This is a genomic window from Alteromonas confluentis (assembly GCF_001757105.1).
GTDB lineage: Bacteria > Pseudomonadota > Gammaproteobacteria > Enterobacterales > Alteromonadaceae > Alteromonas > Alteromonas confluentis.
In genome coordinates this window covers 184160-203607 of record NZ_MDHN01000015.1, presented here as the reverse complement: position 1 = coordinate 203607, position 19448 = coordinate 184160, and the positions used below count along the sequence as shown (strand labels likewise).

General features: G+C 49.4%; 15 protein-coding genes and 1 riboswitch. Of the genes, 5 read left to right on the top strand and 10 right to left on the bottom strand.

Features of this window, described 5'->3' with window-relative positions; translation table 11 throughout:
• Positions 1–55 precede the first annotated feature (55 nt).
• Positions 56–1225 (top strand): dipeptidase, encoded by a 1170-nt coding sequence (locus BFC18_RS07845; protein WP_070125093.1) that lies wholly within the window; start codon positions 56–58, stop codon positions 1223–1225.
• A 95-nt stretch (positions 1226–1320) separates the two neighbouring features.
• Here the strand turns inward: BFC18_RS07845 and BFC18_RS07840 are convergent, their stop codons facing one another.
• From BFC18_RS07840 to BFC18_RS07820, 5 genes are all read right to left on the bottom strand, one after another.
• Positions 1321–3036, bottom strand: coding sequence for a potassium/proton antiporter (locus tag BFC18_RS07840; RefSeq protein ID WP_070124973.1), 1716 nt, complete (start codon positions 3034–3036; stop codon positions 1321–1323).
• A gap of 115 nt (positions 3037–3151) precedes the next feature.
• On the bottom strand, positions 3152–5725 hold the full coding sequence (secD, locus tag BFC18_RS07835) for a protein translocase subunit SecD (RefSeq protein WP_070124971.1): 2574 nt from the start codon (positions 5723–5725) through the stop codon (positions 3152–3154).
• 56 nt (positions 5726–5781) lie between these two features.
• A complete protein-coding gene (locus BFC18_RS07830; RefSeq protein WP_070124970.1) occupies positions 5782–6123 on the bottom strand; it encodes a hypothetical protein in 342 nt (113 codons plus the stop codon).
• Positions 6124–6268: 145 nt separating this feature from the next.
• A complete protein-coding gene (locus tag BFC18_RS07825) occupies positions 6269–6658 on the bottom strand; it encodes a YybH family protein (protein WP_070124968.1) in 390 nt (129 codons plus the stop codon).
• A 232-nt stretch (positions 6659–6890) separates the two neighbouring features.
• Positions 6891–7934 (bottom strand): alpha/beta hydrolase, encoded by a 1044-nt coding sequence (locus BFC18_RS07820; RefSeq protein WP_070124966.1) that lies wholly within the window; start codon positions 7932–7934, stop codon positions 6891–6893.
• Between the two features lie 252 nt (positions 7935–8186).
• Positions 8187–8277, top strand: a riboswitch (cyclic di-GMP riboswitch).
• Between the two features lie 89 nt (positions 8278–8366).
• On the opposite strand from BFC18_RS07820, the gene BFC18_RS07815 reads away from it, so the two are divergent.
• The 3 genes from BFC18_RS07815 to BFC18_RS07805 all read left to right on the top strand — a co-directional run bounded on the left by BFC18_RS07815 (position 8367) and on the right by BFC18_RS07805 (position 10571).
• Positions 8367–9062, top strand: coding sequence for an AAA family ATPase (locus BFC18_RS07815; protein ID WP_070125092.1), 696 nt, complete (start codon positions 8367–8369; stop codon positions 9060–9062).
• Positions 9022–9354 (top strand): ribbon-helix-helix domain-containing protein, encoded by a 333-nt coding sequence (locus tag BFC18_RS07810; RefSeq protein ID WP_070124964.1) that lies wholly within the window; start codon positions 9022–9024, stop codon positions 9352–9354. Before BFC18_RS07815 ends, BFC18_RS07810 begins: the two co-directional genes overlap by 41 nt.
• 122 nt (positions 9355–9476) lie before the next feature.
• Positions 9477–10571 (top strand): GGDEF domain-containing protein, encoded by a 1095-nt coding sequence (locus BFC18_RS07805; RefSeq protein WP_070124963.1) that lies wholly within the window; start codon positions 9477–9479, stop codon positions 10569–10571.
• A gap of 46 nt (positions 10572–10617) precedes the next feature.
• On the opposite strand, the gene prsR is transcribed toward BFC18_RS07805, so the two are convergent.
• The 4 genes from prsR to BFC18_RS07785 form a co-directional block, all read right to left on the bottom strand.
• Positions 10618–11979: a PEP-CTERM-box response regulator transcription factor gene (gene prsR, locus BFC18_RS07800; RefSeq protein WP_070124961.1), complete on the bottom strand. Its 1362-nt coding sequence runs from the start codon at positions 11977–11979 to the stop codon at positions 10618–10620.
• Positions 11980–12027: 48 nt separating this feature from the next.
• Entirely contained in the window at positions 12028–14058 is a 2031-nt protein-coding gene (gene prsK / locus BFC18_RS07795; RefSeq protein ID WP_070124959.1) for an XrtA/PEP-CTERM system histidine kinase PrsK, read from the bottom strand.
• Positions 14059–14097: 39 nt separating this feature from the next.
• On the bottom strand, positions 14098–15222 hold the full coding sequence (locus tag BFC18_RS07790; protein ID WP_070124958.1) for a beta-ketoacyl-ACP synthase III: 1125 nt from the start codon (positions 15220–15222) through the stop codon (positions 14098–14100).
• Between the two features lie 222 nt (positions 15223–15444).
• Positions 15445–17220, bottom strand: a complete 1776-nt coding sequence (locus tag BFC18_RS07785; RefSeq protein WP_070124956.1) for a choice-of-anchor I family protein — start codon at positions 17218–17220, stop codon at positions 15445–15447.
• 260 nt (positions 17221–17480) lie between these two features.
• On the opposite strand from BFC18_RS07785, the gene BFC18_RS07780 reads away from it, so the two are divergent.
• On the top strand, positions 17481–18278 hold the full coding sequence (locus BFC18_RS07780; RefSeq protein ID WP_070124954.1) for a M48 family metallopeptidase: 798 nt from the start codon (positions 17481–17483) through the stop codon (positions 18276–18278).
• Positions 18279–18341: 63 nt separating this feature from the next.
• Here BFC18_RS07780 and BFC18_RS07775 read toward each other — a convergent pair whose 3' ends face one another.
• The gene (locus tag BFC18_RS07775) at positions 18342–19448 is read right to left on the bottom strand and encodes an NADH:flavin oxidoreductase/NADH oxidase (RefSeq protein WP_070124952.1); all 1107 of its coding nucleotides are present in this window, start codon (positions 19446–19448) and stop codon (positions 18342–18344) included.

Here is a 19448-nt window from a genome sequence, read left to right as displayed (position 1 = left end):
ACTCAGCAACACAATCGTAGCAAGGAAATCGACACTGGCGCTTATCATTCCAGCCATGCTGTCACTGGCAAGTTTCAGCAGTCATGCAGATGCGCCAATCAAAGTATCGGCGCAGGCAAACCAGATTGCGCAAGAGAATATCATTGTCGACGGGCATATTGACGTACCTTACCGTGTGCATAAAAAATGGGAAGATGTCAGCGTTGCCACCGAAGGCGGTGACTTTGATTACCCTCGTGCGAAGAAAGGCGGACTTACCGCGCCTTTCATGTCGATTTACGTGCCAGCGAGTTTAGACAACTCTGCGGAATCTACCGCCGTTGCTCACCAGTTGATCGACTTGGTTGAAGCCATGGTGTATCGCTCACCGGATAAATTTGCTATCGCAAAGTCGGTCGCAGATGTAAAAGCACAATTTAAGAAAGGCTTAATCTCCTTACCAATGGGTATGGAAAACGGTTCCCCCTTACAAGGCAGCATGGAAAACCTGAAGACCTTTTACGAGCGTGGTATACGCTATATCACCCTCGCCCACTCGCTCAGCAACCATATTTCTGATTCATCTTACGATTTACGTCGTCAGTGGCACGGTTTGAGCCCATTCGGTAAAGAAGTGGTAGTAGAGATGAACAATTTAGGCATCATGGTAGACATCAGTCACGTGTCAGATGAAGCCTTCTATCAAGCCATTGAAATCAGCAAGGTGCCGGTTATTGCTTCCCACTCATCCTTACGTAAATACACGCCAGGTTTCGAGCGGAATATGGATGACAAGATGGTGAAAGCACTGGGAGAAAATAACGGTGTGATCATGATTAACTTTGGCTCTAGCTTTGTTTCCAAAGAAACCCAGGATTGGCGCAATAATCTGACTAAGCGCAAAAATGCGTTAATCAAGGAAGTGGGCGAAGATAGCCCGCAGGTGGCTGAATTTGATGAGAAATATCGTAAAGAGAACCCTTATCCGTATTCCACGCTTGAGCAGGTGCTGGATCATATCGACCACGTGGTGGAACTGATCGGCATTGACCATGTTGGTATTGGGTCTGATTATGATGGCGTAGGTGATTCACTGCCGGTGGGCTTGAAAGATGTATCGTCTTACCCGAATCTCATTCAAGGCATGTTAGATCGCGGCTATTCTCGTGCAGACATTGAGAAAGTACTCAGCGGCAACCTGCTACGGGTATGGTCTGAAGTAGAAGAATACGCCGCCAGCCACTAATCCGCTCAGTAAAAAACTCAGCAATAAAAACATGCCGACGCACAGTAACGTGTGTCGGCATTTTTTGTTCACAGGCTCTCGTATCTAAACACCACTCATACTGTCGGGCGAAATTGCACAGCCATCGCGTAACCGTTGCGCACGTGCTTTATTTCAAACAATCCAAAATCACGACTTAGCGCTTGCCCTTCACTAAGGGTATTCCCCAGATTTTTTTTCAGAAACTCATTCAACGTCAACTCCATCTCGTCTTCCGGCAATGGGAAATCCAGATTATAGGCGTGACTGATTTCACTCATTTTAGCAACCCCTTTTATGACCAGTTCGCTGCGGGAGAAATGGGCTTTCTCCAGACCTTGTATGTGTGAAAAGATATTGTCGACAAAAGGCTTCAGGCCCGGCCGGATAAGAATAAAAATGTGATCGCCCGGTAACAGCATGGTAGAACCCCGTGGCGGAAATACCGCGTCGCCTCGGGTGATCATCGCCACCACCGCCCCTTCTGGTAACGCAAGTTCGCCCAGAGTGCGGTTTACCGCCTTGGCTTTATCACCCAGGGTGTACTGCACGATATCAGCGTTTACATCACCCAGAGAGCTAATTTCCAATGTGGCTGAGGGCGTGACCGGGGCACTTTCCAGCAACTTCAGCTTTCGCGCCATCCACGGTAGCGAAGAACCTTGCAAGGTGGCGGATATTAGCACCACAAAGAACACCACATTAAAAATCAAATACGCTTGTGGAATGTCGAACAGCAAAGGAAATATCGCCAGAATAATTGGAACAGAACCCCGAAGCCCAACCCAGGATAACAGGCCTATTTCGCGCTTGTTAAAACCTGCCATCACCATAAACGGCGCCACTGCCAGCGGCCGTGCGACAAATATCAGTACGGCGGCAATCAGCAAGCCTTCTGCCCAGACATCGAGCAGAGATTTGGGATTCACCAGCAACCCCAGCATGACAAACATGCCTATTTGACTCATCCACGCCAGACCATCGTGAAACATGAAGGTGGCGCGTTTGAGCACAAACCGACTGTTGCCAATGAAAACACCGGCAATAAAAGTTGCGAGGAAGCCGCTGCCGCCAAGACTTGCCGATACCCCGAACGTAAGGAAACCGCATACGGCAACCAGCACTGGATACAACCCAGGCGCCCCCAGCGTAATACGGTTAATCAGCTTCACTGCAAGCCAGCCAATGCTTAAACCCACCAGCGTACCAATGCCCATTTGCATAGCAAATAGCATGGCTAAATCCCAACCCGGCTCCATTTGGTGCGTAAGAAGTTCAAGAATGCCCACGGTAAGGAAGATTGCCATGGGGTCGTTGGAAGCACTTTCAATTTCCAGGGTGGCTTTTAAGCGCGGGCTCAGATACACACCGGCATTACGCAAAATGGAAAATACCGCCGCCGCATCGGTTGAACCCACAATGGCGCCTATCAAAAAGCCCACCATGGGCGGCACACCGAGAATATGGGCAGCAGCAAAGCCAGTTACCCCGGCGGTAATTGCCACACCTAAGGTTGCCAGTATGGATGCGGGCTTCCACACTAGCTTAATGGAAGAAAATGAGGTTTGCAGACCACCATCAAACAGGATCATCGCCAATGCCAGCGTACCTAATGCATGGGCTACACCAGCATTATCGAAAGATAAGCCAAGGCCGTCTTCGCCGGCGAACATTCCCACCAGCAGGAATACCACCAGCAGAGGTAATCCGAGTCGGGGTGACAATTTACTCGACAGTATGCCGACAAAGAGTAATACCGATGCGATAAGGATTTGATAATCAATGGCAAACATACCGGTACTCCTTTAAACCTCAGCCATGTGTTTCGTGTTCCTACAGTAATAACAGACCCTGTTGGCAGGGTAATCGTTCACAATGCAGAGCCATTATGGCTCTGCATTGTCAGTGTTAGGGAATGTGCGCCAGCGACTCCCTGATTTCTTCTGAGGTTGGACGCAGTTGCGCCAATCCTTTTGCCTCACGGCGTTTACCGAGGTAATAAAGAATAGGTGATGCAACAAATATAGAGGAACTGGTGCCAATAACGATGCCAAATAGCATGGGCAGCGCAAAACTCGCGACCGACGCCCCGCCAGCAATGCCCATAGGTAACAATGCCAGCAACGTGGTTAATGAGGTAAACACCGTACGGCTTAACGTTGCGGTGATACTGCTATTGAGCACCTCCTCAATGGGTTTATCCGGTGTCATACGGAATCCTTCCCGGATCCGGTCAAATACCACGACCTTATCGTTGATAGAATAACCAATCAGTGCCAATAAGGCTGCCACCGCAGTAAGATTGAACTCCAGCCCGGTGAGCGCAAAGAAACCAATGGTTTTGGTGAGGTCTAGCGCAATGGTGGCGGTGGCCGCTAAAGCAAAGTGACTTTCGAAGCGCAGCCATAAATAGGCCAGAATGCCACCACCTGCAATCAATACCGCTAAAATAGAAGCATCTGCAAAGCCACCACTGACTTTTGAGCCCACCATATCAACGCGAGGAAAGGTTGCATCTTTATCAAGGCTTTGCACGACCTGTTTTACTGCTGCTACCTGACCCGACTGCGCGACCTGATAGCTCGTATCGGGTTCAGATTGCTCGGTATTCACACCTTCCGCATTGGCCGTACTTGGACTGTCTGCAACGGGCACACGAATCAGGTAGTCCCCCTGATTACCAAACTCCTGTATAGACACGCCTTCGATACCATTGGCTTCAAAAGCGCTGCGCAGTTCATCAACCTGGACGTGCTGCGTACTTACCTCGACCAGTGTGCCACCAGTAAAATCAACACCATACTGTAAACCTGGCGTGAAAAAGGCCACCACTGAGGCCACCGACAAAAATGCAGAAACACATAGGCCGGTGACTCGTCCCCGAAGAAAGTTTATCGGGGTTCCGGCTTTTCGCGTGAACCAACCATAGCCAGGGAACTGCAGTACCTGACGCTCTTTCCCGCGGGTGACGGCTGAGATTAGCAATCGGGTGACCGCGATAGCGGTGAACATACTCGTAAACAAACCAATGCCAATGGTAATGGCGAACCCTTTCACCGGGCCGCTACCGAACATAAACAGCAAACTCACAGCAATGAGTGTTGTTAGGCTGGAATCGAGAATCGTTGACCACGCTTTGTCGAAGCCAGCCCGGATAGCCGTACCCGCGGGTTTACCACGCCGGGATTCTTCCTTTATGCGCTCGTTAATCAGAATATTGGCATCTACCGCCATGCCCAACGTCAGAATTATCCCTGCGATACCGGGCAACGTGAGAGTGGCACCAAACACACTGAGCACACCAAACAACATACCAATGTTAATTGCCAGGCTGGTACAGGCAATTACGCCCCAACGGCCGTACAGTACCACCATCAGAGCCAACACCATGGCGGCACCAATGAGGCCGGTGGTTAATCCCATTTCAATAGCATCACTGCCTAAATCCGGCCCAACCGTACGCTCTTCAATAACATGCAGAGGCATAGGTAATGCACCTGCACGCAGTAAAAGCGCCAGCTCTTTAGCTTCGTTAGCGGTGAAGTCGCCGCTTATTTCACCGCCACCTGCGCCAATAACCGCCCGGATCACCGGTGCTGTAATGACTTTGCCGTCGAGCACCACAGCCAAAGGCACACCAATATGCGAACGGGTCATGTCTGCAAACAAACTGCCACCTACACTATCGAGTTTAAAATTCACGACAGGGTTGCCGGTATTGGGGTCGAACGCTAGCTGGGCATCACTGATGTGTTCGCCTTCCATCGCCACCCGCTTTTCCAATGTGTAGGTGGTGTTCCCTTGCATGTCGGGAACACGAATAACACCGGTTCGCTGACTGCCGTCGGTCACCCAGTGGAAGCGCATTTGCGCGGTGGTGCCAAGGAGATCTCGAATAGCTGAGGGGTCAGTCACACCCGGCATTTGAACTAATACACCGTCATCGCCCTGCCGGGAGATACTGGGATCGACAAGACCGGTTTCATCCAGTCGGCGGCGCACCACTTCCACACTACGCGCCATGGCATCGTTCACCAGCGCGGTTTTGTATTCATCGGTTAGCGCAACCGAAATCACATTGTCGTTGCGGTCTATCGCGAACTGAGGTTTACCCTCGGTGCTGTAGCGATAGGCCGTGAGAATATCCCACGCCTTCTGCGCATTAGCATTCGCCATCAAGGTGAACTGAAGGTGATTTTTCGCCGCCGACTGTACCTGATAGCGAATACCAGCATCGCGAAACTGTTTAAACAGACTTTCACGCATATCGTCAAAGGCTTTGTCGAACAGCGGGGCCGTATCGGCAGTGAGCAAAAGATGGGAGCCACCCTGTAAATCCAATCCCAGCGATAGCTGATTCTGGGTATACCACTCTGGCAGTTTCTGCTGCGCAGAAGCGGGGAGCAGGTTAGGCAAGGCGCTGAATAGGCCAAGCAAAATTACGAGCACGTATATCACGCCCCGTACGGAGAATTTTTTCATGTTTATCCTTAGAAATTGTCAGCAAAATGGGCGTTTAGCCCGTGAAAGCGAAAGTTCTAAGGTTGAGGTGGTGCACGTAGTAAGGGGCGGAACCAGCGAAACGCCGGTGTGAATAAAACGGAATAAACCGACTCACTTACAATGCCACGAAGGTGCCAGTGTACTGCCGGTTGAGGATAGTTTTGCTCCGTCCATTCAGTACCATTACCCTCAAAGCTAACACGAGACGCTTTAGGTAAGGTTTGTCTTGAGGGCAGCAAATCTGTGCGCGAAAGTACCAGGCCACCGTAATGCTCAAAGGGCGCGTAATTCGTCGACGTATTACCAGTAAACCGGTGACCACTGTTTGCTGCAGCAGCTAACACCAGGAACAACAAAAAAGCGGACACAAATTGCATGGTCCGGCTGGCTTGCCTGTTCGGTAGTGGTGTGTGATTCACGGTTTAATTCTTCTGTTTGCGGACGCAAGAATAGGCAGACCGCATTATCTGTGCATCAGATATGGGAGCGAAGGGCTGAAATTCAATATCAGCCCTGCGGCCATTACACATAATCAATGAGATCGACACCAAAAAAGTTGTCGATGGCGCATTGCCACTCCCCGCCCTCACTTTTACGAAACACGTAAATGGCTTTTTTATAGTCGCAGCCCATCTTGTCGATGGCCTGTTTGCTGTTCAGGTACAACTTACTGATCACCAACGCGGTATCGCCCGCTTCAATCACCACCTCATCACCATGGGACACCACATGTTCTGGCATATAGCGAGACTTAAACTCGTGTAACGCGCCGTGAATATCGCGGTGCTCAGAGATAAATGGCTTATCTACCAGCACAGCGTCATCTTTATAGAGTTGCTGCAATGCGGCGGCATCATTGCTATTTACAGCCTGATGCAACGCATGTAACTGCTGGGATATTGGGTGGTTCATGGTCTGTCGTCTCCTGGTTTATAACCACGAAGACGAAATAAAAAACCCGCCTTCGCGGCGGGTTTAGTGTATTTATTTACGTACTAGCAAACCCGCCCATTTCTAAGAATAGCGAGTAGAATAATGAGAGCGATGTGAGTTGCCTTGATAGCGCTGGTAGTAAGGTTCATTATTTTTCCTGTACGTGATGCCTAAAAGGTAATCGTTATGGCATGTGGAGTCAATTGGCTTTTCAGCCTTTTTCCGCCACTTCATCAACAAAGCTACCTAACATCATAATCATCTGCCGGAACAGCGGGTTTGCCTGCGGTGCGGCGCAGTTGTCTCGCAAGTCCACGTTGCTATCGTCGAAATGCATGTCTACCACCATTTTGCTGTTAACCACGACGTCGGCATGACAAGTTTTGAAACTCTCATCAATAACAAAGAAGGTATTTGTTTTGGTGGTCGTGTGCGCCATCAAGGTCTCAATGCCCACAATGGGCGTAGTGGTATCGGCCTGCGAATGGGCTGCAAATACCGGTATATCGATGGTTTTACCGTCTTCGTATTGTTCGCGTATATCGTTAATGACATCCATTAACTCCAGCCCGGAGAAGCTAGCAATAGTCGGGTATTTATACGGATTGGGCCCTTGGGTAACATAGGTGCCGTCGATCATCCGGGCAACCAGACTAATTCCCCAGATTTTTGACAACCGCTCTACCCCGCTATCCAGCGCCAGTGCACCAGAGAATAACATTAACCCTTTGATATTATCCGGGTGATGAAGATAGTGCTGTACCGACAGTGCCCCACCTGTCGAAAAACCGCCGAGGAAAATGTCGTCGCCAAACTGGGGGGCCAGCGCCATCACATCATTCAAATGTGCTGCCCAGCGCTCATCGAGCTGGCTATCACTCATTTCATCATCGGCCTCTAGCTGACCATGCCCGACGTTCAGCGGCACAATCACGTTAAACCCTTTGTCGTAAAGCGAGCGGGCAATGCCCGTCATATAAAAGGGCGAGTCACTCAGACCGTGGAGCAGTACGGCCACTTTCGCGGTTTTATTTCCGTGATGAAGGATATAGGGCGCATTTCCGTCGTTTCGCAGGGCCGGTGAACACACATCGAATCGCGTCACTGAACGGTTCATACAGGCTCGCACCTGCCCTAACCGCTCTTCATACAAATGACTGAAAGCGGCGAATCCGTCATTCAGTTCGTTTTCCTTTGCGGTTGTTGTGGCGCTAATAACCAACAACAGTGCACTGAATAAGGCAGCCTTAGACACTCGCCTCTCCTTCTCGCTGGTATAAATATTGATAACCTCTTAATAGTAACAGATAAAAACCGGTTTAGGATGGTTATGCATTGGATAAACGGTGTGCAGATACGGTTTATTTGCACCGGTAGCCCAGAAATAAAAGGTATATTATTTTATCCCTGAATATTCCGTAACATGCGGCGGTGGCATTCAGTTTTGACTACTATCTCACCAACTGGTTACTGCAGCCACAATCGGCTGTAATGCCTGTAGTAAATCTGTTGAAAAAGGCAAAGCGGCGTGAAAACCCGTGACGCAAAGCCTCCGGTCTACCGTCTGTGTAGCAGACCACGATAGCGGGGTTACCGAACAAACATAGTTCTTCGGGACTTAGGTTCACTTTTTCAGTCACATTCATTAGCTGCAGTGGTTGCTGTAGCGAACGTTGAGGAACTGACAATGATCGTGTTAGTTGGTGGCGAAAAAGGCGGCAGCGGAAAAAGCTGTCTCGCACAAAACATCGCTGTATATTTACGAACTGAAAAAAATGCCAGCGTGCTGATGGTCGACTGCGACCCTCAACGCACCACGTCAGACTGGATACAGGAACGCAAGGCAAACGAAAAGTTACCTTCGATTAACTGCGTTCAGCTATACGGAAAGATCCGTAATGAGCTTCTCAGTCTGCGCGAACATTACGATTTTGTCGTTATCGACTGCGGTGGTCAGGATAACCTCGCTCTGCGCTCATCCATGGCGGTGGCTGACCACATTCTTATTCCTTTGCGTCCGAAACGTCGCGACCTGAAAACCGTACCTCATATGGAAGACATTTTATCGACGTGTAAAATGGTTAACCCCACTATGAATGCGGCATTCGTTATCACCCAGTGTCCTTCCCTTCCTTCTCTGGCCAGTCGCATATTAGAAGCCAAAGAGGTCTGCCGCTCTTTTGAAGTGCCGGTGTTGGATGCCGTGACATTCAGTCGCAATATGTATGATGATTCTGAGGAATCCGGCCAGTCGGTAATGGAAAGTGAGCCTACCGGCAAAGCATCGTCGGAAATTCGCAGTATTATCGAAGAGCTTCTGTCCCGGGGTAAGGGGGAATCTTATGAGCCTTTGCAGTCTCAAAAAATCCACGCCGTCAGCTAAACCTGCGGCGCCGGTCAGTATTGATAGTTTTATTGACGATGCGCTCACCTACGCTGCTGGTAAGCCCTCGGGCGCAAAGCTTTACGCGTTGCCAGAACCCGCCCCCGTTGTTACAGCGTTGCCTGCGGGCCCCATGCGTAGAGCCACCTTCACGCTAACGGAAGATGCCATTAATAAACTGGGCGAGTTATCAGAAACGACCGGGATATGTCGTTCCAGATTAATCAGGATCTGGATTGAAAAACAAATTAACGGCGAGATAGAGTCTGTTCTCACCGACAATACCCCCTGATTTTTATTCTGCCGTAATAATAAGGCATTTCACAATACGGAGTGACATGGAGTGCTCTCCGACCACCCAGGGAAGCATTTAATGCTTCCCTTTGCTGTTAACTTTTTCAAGACAGGATGATGATGAAGAGTTTCTGGTACCGCAGTATTATTGTACTCACTGCGTTTTGTAGTTTTTGTACTGTGGCCAATTCACAAGACTATGACCTGGCCGACAACACCACACCGGTATTCAGTAAGCAACTTACAGAAGAACAAGCTGCCTACCTGGCAAAAACCAGTGCCGATGCTAAGTTGGCAATTCGTACCCTCTCACTTGAAAAACAACAGTTGGTGGCAACACAGGAACTCGCGGCACTCAGACAACGCAGTTTGTACAATATGTTTGTATTAGGTTCGCTGGTATCTGCCCTTCTGCTCATCTTTTTGTGCTGGGGACGCTACGAACAGTATCGTCAAAATCGTTTCCTTGCAGCACAGATAAAAGCCCGTACCAGTGAACTCGAATTAAAAAATACCGAATTAGAAGCAGCCAACAAAGCCTTAGAAAGAGTGAGCATGCGCGATCCGCTCACGGGACTCAACAACCGCAACTTTTTGAATGCCCATCTTCCTGGTGAAATTACGCGAGTGCAGCACTATTACGCCAGTGCTGAGCATCTACAACATGCAACCAAACAAGATTTGCTATGTTTTCTGGTCGATATCGACCACTTTAAACGGATTAACGATGAATACGGTCACCTTGCTGGCGATCAGGTCCTCGTACAGTTCACTCAGGTGTTAAAGACACTATTTCGAAGCACCGATCTGTTAGTGAGATGGGGAGGAGAAGAGTTTCTGATCATCTGTCGTCAGGCCGATAGAAGAGAATTGACCGATTTGGCAAATCGATTGATTGAAGCGGTAAGGCAAAAGCGGTTCATCGTGGCTAACGGAGAGGTTATCCATCTTACCTGCAGTGTGGGATTTTCGGCATTGCCGCTATGGCCGGAACGTTCAGCAGCATTTAGTTGGGAGCAAACCTTTTCTCTCACCGACTACTGCCTATATGCCGCGAAAATTTCTCAGCGGGATTGTTGGGTTGGCGTAGAAAACGCGACTGGCGCGTTTCACCCAACAGATGAGCTTACGCCCATTGCACATAGATTTGGTATTAGCGGCACAAATGTCAAAACGTCGTTGAATAATCTAGCCAGCATCTACTGGCCAGATTAAGCCTTCGTTCTAACGCCTCAACAACGCGGCTTTACGTATGCGCAGACTAAACGCCAGTCTTTATATCTTCCATGTGATATTTGTCAATCAGGGAATACAGTGTAGGACGGGTAACACCCAGTAACTCCGCTGTTTTTGACATGTTTTTGTCTGCCGTTTGGTAGGCTCGACGAATGGCACGGCTTTCCGCCATTTCTCTCACTTCGCGTAAATTCAGCGTTTCTGGCTCAGCGTCACCTCGCGGTGCCATTAAGCCGAGATCTTCAGCTTGCACCACCGAGCCTTCCGCCATAATAACCGCAGACTTCAGCTTATTTTGCATTTCACGAATGTTGCCAGGCCACTTGTGCGCCAGCATGGCTTGAATAGCATTGTCTGAGAAACTTTTCGCTTTCGCGTTAAATTCTTCTCGATAGGTGTTAAGGAAGGTTCGCGCCAACAGAATAATATCCTGTTCCCGCTCCCGCAAAGGCGGAATGAAAATAGGAATTTCACCTACGCGATAATACAAATCCTCACGAAATGTTTCGTCGGCAACCATCTGTTGTAAATCACGGTGCGTTGCACAGATCACCCGAATATCAACCGGAATTTCGGCACGGCCGCCCACTCGCTCAATCACTCGCTCCTGTAAGAAGCGCAGCATCTTGGCTTGTAGACCAATAGGCATATCACCAATTTCATCGAGGAACAGTGTGCCGCCCTGAGCCGTTTCGATTTTACCCAAGGTGGTTTTGTTGGCGCCGGTAAATGCGCCCTTTTCGTAACCAAACAGCTCACTTTCCAGCAAGTTTTCCGGAATAGAGGCACAGTTAATTGCAACAAAAGGCTTATCTTTACGGGGGCTATGTTCGTGAATGCTGCGTGCAAACACTTCCTTACCGGTACCACTTTCTCCCTGCAGCAGTGTGCTTATGTCGGTACCAGCAATCTTCTCCGCTTTGCGCATTACCGCTTGAATGGCATCGGAATTACCAATGATTCTGCCCATGGCAGGACGCGCCTTCGCCAAAATCCTGTTTTGGTGCTCCAGGTTGGCCAGGTTCAGTGCGCGCTGCACCAACAGCTTGATGGTGTCTGAATCAATTGGCTTTTGATAAAAGTCGTAAGCGCCAAGGTCGATGGCTTTAAGCGCATTTTCTTTATCGTTATTGCCTGTTACCACAATCACTTTTGTGCGTGGTGCCAGTGCCATAATTTCTTCAAGGGTTTTAAGCCCTTCTGACGCATTGGCGGGATCAGGCGGCAAGCCAAGATCCAAAGTTACAACCTTCGGTTCGTGACGACGTAACTGAGCAATAGCCGAGGTTCTGTCATCAGCAAAGACCACATCGTAATCAGTAAAGCTCCATTTCAACTGTTTTTGGATGCCGAGGTCATCGTCGACAACAAGAATCGTATCGGTCATTCTTAAAATTCCATAAATAGTATTACGTTATGGGAACAGTGAGTGTTGTTAGTCCAGTGGAAACACCAGGGTAAAACAACTTCCCTTTCCAACTTCGCTATCTACTGACAATTTTCCGCCAATAGATTGCATATAATTTCGTGCGTCATAGGCGCCAATCCCCATGCCCGCGTTTCCTTTAGTGGTATCGAATGGCTTAAACAGGCGCTGTTCTATAAAGGCTTCGTCCATGCCACAGCCATTGTCTTCTATACGCACAATTTGCTGCTGGCTGGCTGGGTCGCATTCAAGAGTGATGCGCACAAACCCTTCGGAGGACGTTGCTTGTTGCGCATTGCTTACCAAATGGTACATCACATTGCTAAATTTCTCAGGATCGACCACTACATTTTCTTCGCTTTCTACTTCAATGGTAGGCAGAGGCTGCAAAGACTGACAACGGCTATCCATTAAGCGATTGATCAAATCGGAAAGCTTATGCGCCGAAAATACACCGGTTTCATCAACCTTCTTCTCCGTAAGCTGGCGCAACATTTTATCCATTCTGGCCTTAGTATAATGCAGGGTTTCAAAGGTATCTTCAATAAACTCTGGGTTATGTTTATGCTGCTCGGCATTACACAGAATAAGGTCGATTTGCGCCATGACGTTTTTTAGGTCGTGTAATACGAAAGCCGACATGCGGTTAAACGCAGCAAATTGCGCATTTTCTGCCACGGCGTTGGCGGCTTCGTGGTGAAGTAAGTAAGTACCAACCTGCTCGGTAACCGCGTTAAGATAGTCCCGCACTTCCCAGTTCAGTGCCAGCGCTTCGCTTTCTTTGGCTTTCAGCAATGCGAAGCCCCAAATTTTTTCGCGATTGAACAATGGCAGCGCCAGTTGAAAACGACAGGCTTTAAGCCTTTCCCGATCGAGTTGTAAGCCATTATATTCAAACGGCTTAGATGCGTATTCATCAATATCTACCAGCCAGTTAGTCTGCTGGCAGAATGGCATCAGTTGCTTGACGATGTCGGCTTCTTCCGGCAACAGCTTGTCGAAATTTTCATTGGCAACCACATCAAAATCGATGCCGTTAGATTTAAGCAGTAACCCATTTTCATAGTTAATCGCCCCGAGCAACCCGTGAAGCGCATTGCCGTAAACGTCTGGGGCGGTGCTACCGTCTGTCGACGAGAGTGCTTGCGTGAGTTTTACCCACTCTACCCGGTAGTCAAATTGGTTAGCGAAAAAGTGTTTGGTTATAAACACTTTAATGCGGGTACGAATACTGTTCGAAATTACCAGCGTGATCAGCAATGCCATCGACAGCACCACCAGCACGGTCTGAATGGTTGAACTCCAATTACCGCCGATAAAATTCACCACATAACCCGCTAACGCCATCACCAGCAAGTAAATACCCGCCACCAACAGTAAAGAACTGTGCAGTACCACTTCCCGGGAGATAAAGATATCGACGCCCCAGTGCTTAATGCGACGAATAGCGACAATCAGCAATGGCATCATCAACAGATAAATGTAACCACGGGATACGAGATAGATAAGCTCTATTTGCGTGACCATGGTGGCATTCGCATACATGACGAATTCAAATAAATGAATGGCACCGAGATACAGCACCAGCGGCTTGAACGCCCACTGGTTTTCGCCTGATTGACGATAGAGCACCTCGAGTAAAATGAGCACTTCTAACGACAGAACAGTTAAAAACAGGAATTGCCAGGTATGCGGAATAACGGTAATGAGTGGCGCCACCAGCGCCAGAGCGGGCGGCGTAAGGATTGCAATGGTGGCAGGCCGTCGTAGCACCTGCCAAAGGTTGTCAAAGTTGTCTTGCAGACAACCGGCAATGAACAACAGCCAAACGAGTTGCTTCAGTGAGTCTGCGATGAGCAACTGTTTCACCGAAATAGGGCCGGTGAGCTGAGTAACAAAACTCAGCGACCACACCATGGTCGCCATGGTAGCAAGTACCAGCAAGTGTTTGGCAAGCCCTGACTTGCGCACAGTGAACAACAGCAGCAAAAGCACAAAATACCCGGCTGCATTCAGACCGTAACCAATATCAGAAATCATGACTTCCCTATTTCATCGTTCCAACGCGTGTCGCGCTTATTATCGTTTTTTTATTACCAGGCTGCCGATAGAGTAACCCGCGCCAAAAGAACATAGTACGCCAACATCACCCGCGCTGAGATCTTGATGATGTAACGCGAAGGCGATAACCGACCCTGCAGACGCGGTATTGGCGTAGCGGTCTAGCACGATGGGCGCCTCATCGGCGGTAGCGTCGCGCCCTAAAAGGCGCTTGGCAATCAACAAGTTCATATTGATGTTGGCTTGATGCAACCACCAGCGGCGCACATTTTCAGGCTTCAAATCATGTTTAGTCAGGTGGTCTTCTATATGGCTGGCCGCCATAGGACAAACCTCTTTAAAGACTTTCCGACCCGCTTGATGAAATAGCTTATCTTCGCCATAAGGGTCTGCGTCGGTTGCTCGGCTCATGTAGCCAAAGTTCGAGCGAATATTGTTGGAAAACTGGGTGACCGCTTTGGTACTTAAAATTTCAAACTGATGCGCAGACGTGGCCGTTTCTGCAGATTCCAGCACGGTAGCCGTTGCTACATCACCGAAGATAAAATGGCTGTCACGGTCGGTGTAATTGACCTGCGGCGACACCAGTTCTGGGTTAATAACCAACACGGCCCGAGCATTCCCCGAAGCCACCATTTCCCAGGCTCTGTGCATACCAAAAGTTGCCGCGGAACAGGCAACCAGCATGTCAAAACCAAAGCCCTTAATGCCTAACTGGTTTTGCACTTCAATGGCAATAGCCGGGTACGAACGCTGGGTGTAAGCACATGACACAATCACCGCGTCGATGTCTTCAGGCGATTTATTCGCCGCAGCCAATGCTTTTTTGGCAGCTTCAAGGGCAATTTCAGCCTGTTGTGACAGCTCGTCGTCGCCGCGTTCAGCAATATCTGGGCGCATACGATTTACATCAAGTGCACCCTCTTTGCAGTAAATATATCGCTGTTTAATACCCGATGCTTTTTCGATAAATTCTGCGCTGGAATGGGGTTTAGCAGTCAATGTACCTGCTTCAATGTCTGCCGCATTTTCTTCATTGTATTTATCAGCGTAGGCATTATAGCTGGCAACCAGTTCTTCATTGGTAATGACGTGTTGTGGAGTCCACAGGCCCACACCACTAATAACAACGTTTTCTGACATGAATAGCTCTCTTTTTATCTGTCGTGACACATGTGTTCTGAAACCTGCATGGCTAAAAGTTAGACTTCACGCAGGCTGGAGCAAAAACCGTTCAGGTAAATCGGTTGGGTTTTGCGTAGCTTAGCGTTTTAGACATCAAAAGTCATGACACTTCAGATAAACAAAAACCCGGGGCCGTTACCGGAACCCGGGTTGATCATGTAAGTAAAATCGTCGAACAGGTTAGTTCGCAGTGACCTGCCAAAGTGTAACAGAACCACTCACTTCGTTGCCGACAATCAGCAGAGGTTCACCGGTAGGACTTTGTTCCGCCGTAACAAAAACAATGCTTTCCGGCGCCAGATCGCCAATACCATCGTCAACCGTTAACCCTTCGGTTAGGTCGCGATTAATCGCGTATGCTGAGAAGCTCACGTTATAAGGATTGGTAACATCATAAGCGAACAGTCCGCCCATTCTCTCCAGGCCAATGAACGCATAAGTACGACTACCGATTGTGCCTACCGCAATCGCTTCTGGCTCAGGCCCTTTGTTTTCAGAACGGCTGTCACCTTCGTTTTCGTCGTCGCCATTATTGAACGCCGCACCGTGCACCGACGCCGTGATTCGCTCGAAATCGTCACCAGAGTCGTAAACAACCTGACCGTTCTGATCCCAGATAGTAAATGAACGGGCACCATAGGTGTAAGCGGCATCAAATTCACCGTCGCCATCGGCATCGCCCATCGCCGTGGTTACACGCAGGTCGTCTGCTTCACCGTTGGCCTGTAGCATGGCAAGCTCAGAGTTGGTTGCAGCAGTCAGATCTTCAATTTTTGCTTCATCGGTGTATGCCAGGCAGTCACCGTCGTCAAATTCCAGTCCGCCGGCAGCCAAACAAGCCGCTTCATCATCTGCGTCGAAGATATATTCGCGAGCATCACCTTCGTTGGCCGTCAGCAGGAAGGTAGCACCGTTCCATTCCATTTTGGTAATCGTGTCAGGCATGTATACGCCGTAAAGACCGTCGTACTGGCCAAAGCTGACTTCGCCATTTTCCTGAACATCAATTTGGTAGTCGCCCCAGTCCTTCACGCCCAAACCCATAATGCTGATCGTCATCGCTTCTAAGTCAACAACTGCAACGCCATTGTTCTCTTGCAAAGAAACATACGCCATGTCGTTGGTAGCAGTGATGTATTCAGGTTCAAGATCCATGGCAACCGTGGTATCAATGGTGACACCATTGATGGTACGACCGGAAGGATTAGGGAACATCATACCCATGGCTTCAAGATCAGCCTGGCTGTCGTTGAAACCTTCGAAAGTTAGCGTAGTCGCCGAATCTGCCGGTACACCATCCGCGACATTGATCACGCTAATTGAACCTTCAGGATCGATGGTGTAGTCATCAGAGGGCTCACCTTCATTTGCCGTAAGCACTTTTGTGCCATCGGGTGTAAATACTACGTTGTCTGGCAGGTTCCCAACTTCAACTGAAGAAAGCAACACGGGGGCGCTGTCGTTAAGGCCGCTATAAAAGACAACAAAGCCGTTGTCACTTTTTTCGTCCGCTGGAATAGCAACGGCCAGTAGGTCATCGAACACAGCAATGCTCGTGAGGCCAGCTAAAGCCACGCCATCAATTTCTGTTGGCAGTTCAATAGAGGTGTTGGTCAGGTTGGTAGAGGAAGTGGGAGCTTCCAGCGCTTCGCTGGTTACATCCGCAATGCTGATAACCGAGATGGTGTCAGACTCGCCATTGGTGGCGTACACTGTTTGCGTGCCTGCGTGATACTGGACAATTTCAGCCGCGCCCACACCGCCAACAACAGCGCGACCGACGACTTCCAGGTTTACACCTAAGCTGGCATCCTGACCGTCGGCACCGCTAGCGCCCTGCTCACCCTGAGCACCTTGGGGGCCTTGTGCACCATCATCGCCATCCAGGCTGCATCCGGTTAATGCGGCTGACACCATTAACGCCAGTACACCCATCTTATATTTGTTATTCAACATGCTGTTTCCTCTGATCATTATTATTTGTAATGTGATGAGTGCACGACTGGCCTTCATCAAAAACACATCAACCTAAGGAATCCTTATGACAACTGAACGACAGTTCTGTGACGTATTTGTTGCAGTCGTTCAGGGGATATCGATGAGAAATTGAAAACTCTTTCAACCAATCTCACGTAGAACTTAGTTAACAATATCAGTGATATTTAACAGACACTTCGTTTAGACTTAGGTGGATGAACACGTAGACAAGGAATACTATGAAACTGCGGATGAAAACACTGGTCGCTGCCGGGCTGGCGACTATACTTACGGCTTGCGCCACGTCACCTACAGGACGTAATCAGGTACTACTGTATTCTGAGCCGCAAATGGCCGAAATGGGCGCGCAAGCCTTTACCGGCATGAAAGAAGAACTGAAGATATCCAGCAAGCAGGTGGAAAACAGCTATGTGCAGTGCGTGGCGAAATCGATCACGCCTTATGTTCCCGAATCTGTGTTCGACGGCGAATGGGAAGTCGTTGTGTTCCAGGATGAACAGGTGAATGCGTTTGCCCTTCCAGGCGGAAAAATTGGTGTTTATACCGGGCTTCTTGACGTTGCCAAGACACAATCGCAACTTGCTGCGGTTATCGGTCACGAAATTGGCCACGTCATTGCTCACCATGGTAATGAGCGTATGTCCACTTCTACCTTAACGAACCTTGGTACCCAGGCGGTAGCCCAGGTGATTAATTCTCAGGAAGTGGCTTATAGTGGTGCGATTATGGCGGCAATTGGATTAGGCTCTCAGGTAGCAATTACCTTACCTTTCTCTCGCGCTCACGAATCTGAAGCCGACCTTATTGGCCTGGCGCTGATGGCCCAGGCTGGTTTTGACCCACGGGAATCGGTTACCTTGTGGCAAAACATGGAAGCGGCTAGCGGTGGCCAACGACAAATGGAAATATTATCCACTCACCCGGCGCCACAGTCGCGTATCGCGAATTTGCAGGCAAACATGAATGCGGCAATGGCGGATTATCAGAAAACCGCTACTCGCCCCAAGTGCAAGTAATATCATGAAAAATCCCGGCAAATGCCGGGATTTTTACTTTAAAGTGCAAATCACACTAAACGATTATTCTGTTTCCGCTGGTGCATACCGCTCAAGCCAGTGGGCATAAGAAGCTGGCAACACCCATGAAGGCTTTTCTTCGCCTAATGCTTTGGCAGCCATGTAGCTCCAATGGGGATTCGACAGATGGGCACGTCCAATCATCACCAAATCCAGCTGTTCTTTTTCTACCGTGCCATTCGCCAAAGCAGGTGTATCGACACCCCACGCCGTCGCAACCGGCACACCCGCTTCACGGCGAACCCGCTCGGCGACTGGCGCAAGAAATGCTGGTCCCCAGGGGATTCGTGCTTCTGGCGTGTTAAAGCCAATGCTAACGCTGATAAAGTCGGCGCCGTTGGCTTTGAACTGCTTGATCAGTTCAATGGATTCTGGGAAAAGCGTGTCGTCGGAGCCATCGTATTCCACCACACCAAAACGGATAGTGAGCGGCAGATTTTGCGGCCATACTTCCCGCACAGCCTGCAAGGTTTCTAGCAGGAAACGCCCGCGATTTTCAGCATTACCGCCGTATTCATCTTCTCGCTGATTCGCAACAGGAGACCAAAAGCTCTGGGCCAGATAACCATGGGCAAAATGCAGTTCCAACCATTTAAAACCGGCTTCAACAGCACGTTTAGCAGAGGCAACGAAGTCAGCTTTAACCCGGTCGATATCCTGCTTGGTCATTTCAGCAGGCGTGCGTGGCAGGTTAACACCAAAGGGAATGGCCGACGGACCAATAATTTCCCAACTGCCTGGCTCGCCAGACGGAATATGGTCGTCGCCTTCCCAGGGCTTGTTTGCACTGGCTTTTCTTCCAGCGTGACCAATTTGAATACCGGGTACTGCACCGGCAGCTTCAATATTCGCTGCAATACGACGCAGGCCGTCGATTTGTCCATCTTCCCATAACCCTAAGCATGCCGGTGTTATGCGCCCTTCCGGCGAAACACCGGTTGCCTCCACGATAACCAAGCCTGCACCACCACGGGCAAGCGACGCATAATGCGCCTGATGCCATTCATTGGTGTAACCGTCTTCTGCCATATACTGACACATAGGCGGTACTGCAATTCGGTTTCGTAGTGTTACGTCTTTAAGTGAAAAAGCACTGAATAATGCTGCCAT

Bases quoted from the DNA above. Each gene is read 5' to 3' on its own strand.
- BFC18_RS07845 (WP_070125093.1), top strand. From the start codon at position 56: ATGCTGTCACTGGCAAGTTTCAGCAGTCATGCAGATGCGCCAATCAAA.
- BFC18_RS07840 (WP_070124973.1), bottom strand. From the start codon at position 3,036: ATGTTTGCCATTGATTATCAAATCCTTATCGCATCGGTATTACTCTTT.
- secD (WP_070124971.1), bottom strand. From the start codon at position 5,725: ATGAAAAAATTCTCCGTACGGGGCGTGATATACGTGCTCGTAATTTTG.
- BFC18_RS07830 (WP_070124970.1), bottom strand. From the start codon at position 6,123: ATGCAATTTGTGTCCGCTTTTTTGTTGTTCCTGGTGTTAGCTGCTGCA.
- BFC18_RS07825 (WP_070124968.1), bottom strand. From the start codon at position 6,658: ATGAACCACCCAATATCCCAGCAGTTACATGCGTTGCATCAGGCTGTA.
- BFC18_RS07815 (WP_070125092.1), top strand. From the start codon at position 8,367: ATGATCGTGTTAGTTGGTGGCGAAAAAGGCGGCAGCGGAAAAAGCTGT.
- BFC18_RS07810 (WP_070124964.1), top strand. From the start codon at position 9,022: ATGAGCCTTTGCAGTCTCAAAAAATCCACGCCGTCAGCTAAACCTGCG.
- BFC18_RS07805 (WP_070124963.1), top strand. From the start codon at position 9,477: ATGAAGAGTTTCTGGTACCGCAGTATTATTGTACTCACTGCGTTTTGT.
- prsR (WP_070124961.1), bottom strand. From the start codon at position 11,979: ATGACCGATACGATTCTTGTTGTCGACGATGACCTCGGCATCCAAAAA.
- prsK (WP_070124959.1), bottom strand. From the start codon at position 14,058: ATGATTTCTGATATTGGTTACGGTCTGAATGCAGCCGGGTATTTTGTG.
- BFC18_RS07790 (WP_070124958.1), bottom strand. From the start codon at position 15,222: ATGTCAGAAAACGTTGTTATTAGTGGTGTGGGCCTGTGGACTCCACAA.
- BFC18_RS07785 (WP_070124956.1), bottom strand. From the start codon at position 17,220: ATGTTGAATAACAAATATAAGATGGGTGTACTGGCGTTAATGGTGTCA.
- BFC18_RS07780 (WP_070124954.1), top strand. From the start codon at position 17,481: ATGAAACTGCGGATGAAAACACTGGTCGCTGCCGGGCTGGCGACTATA.
- BFC18_RS07775 (WP_070124952.1), bottom strand. From the start codon at position 19,448: ATGGCAGCATTATTCAGTGCTTTTTCACTTAAAGACGTAACACTACGA.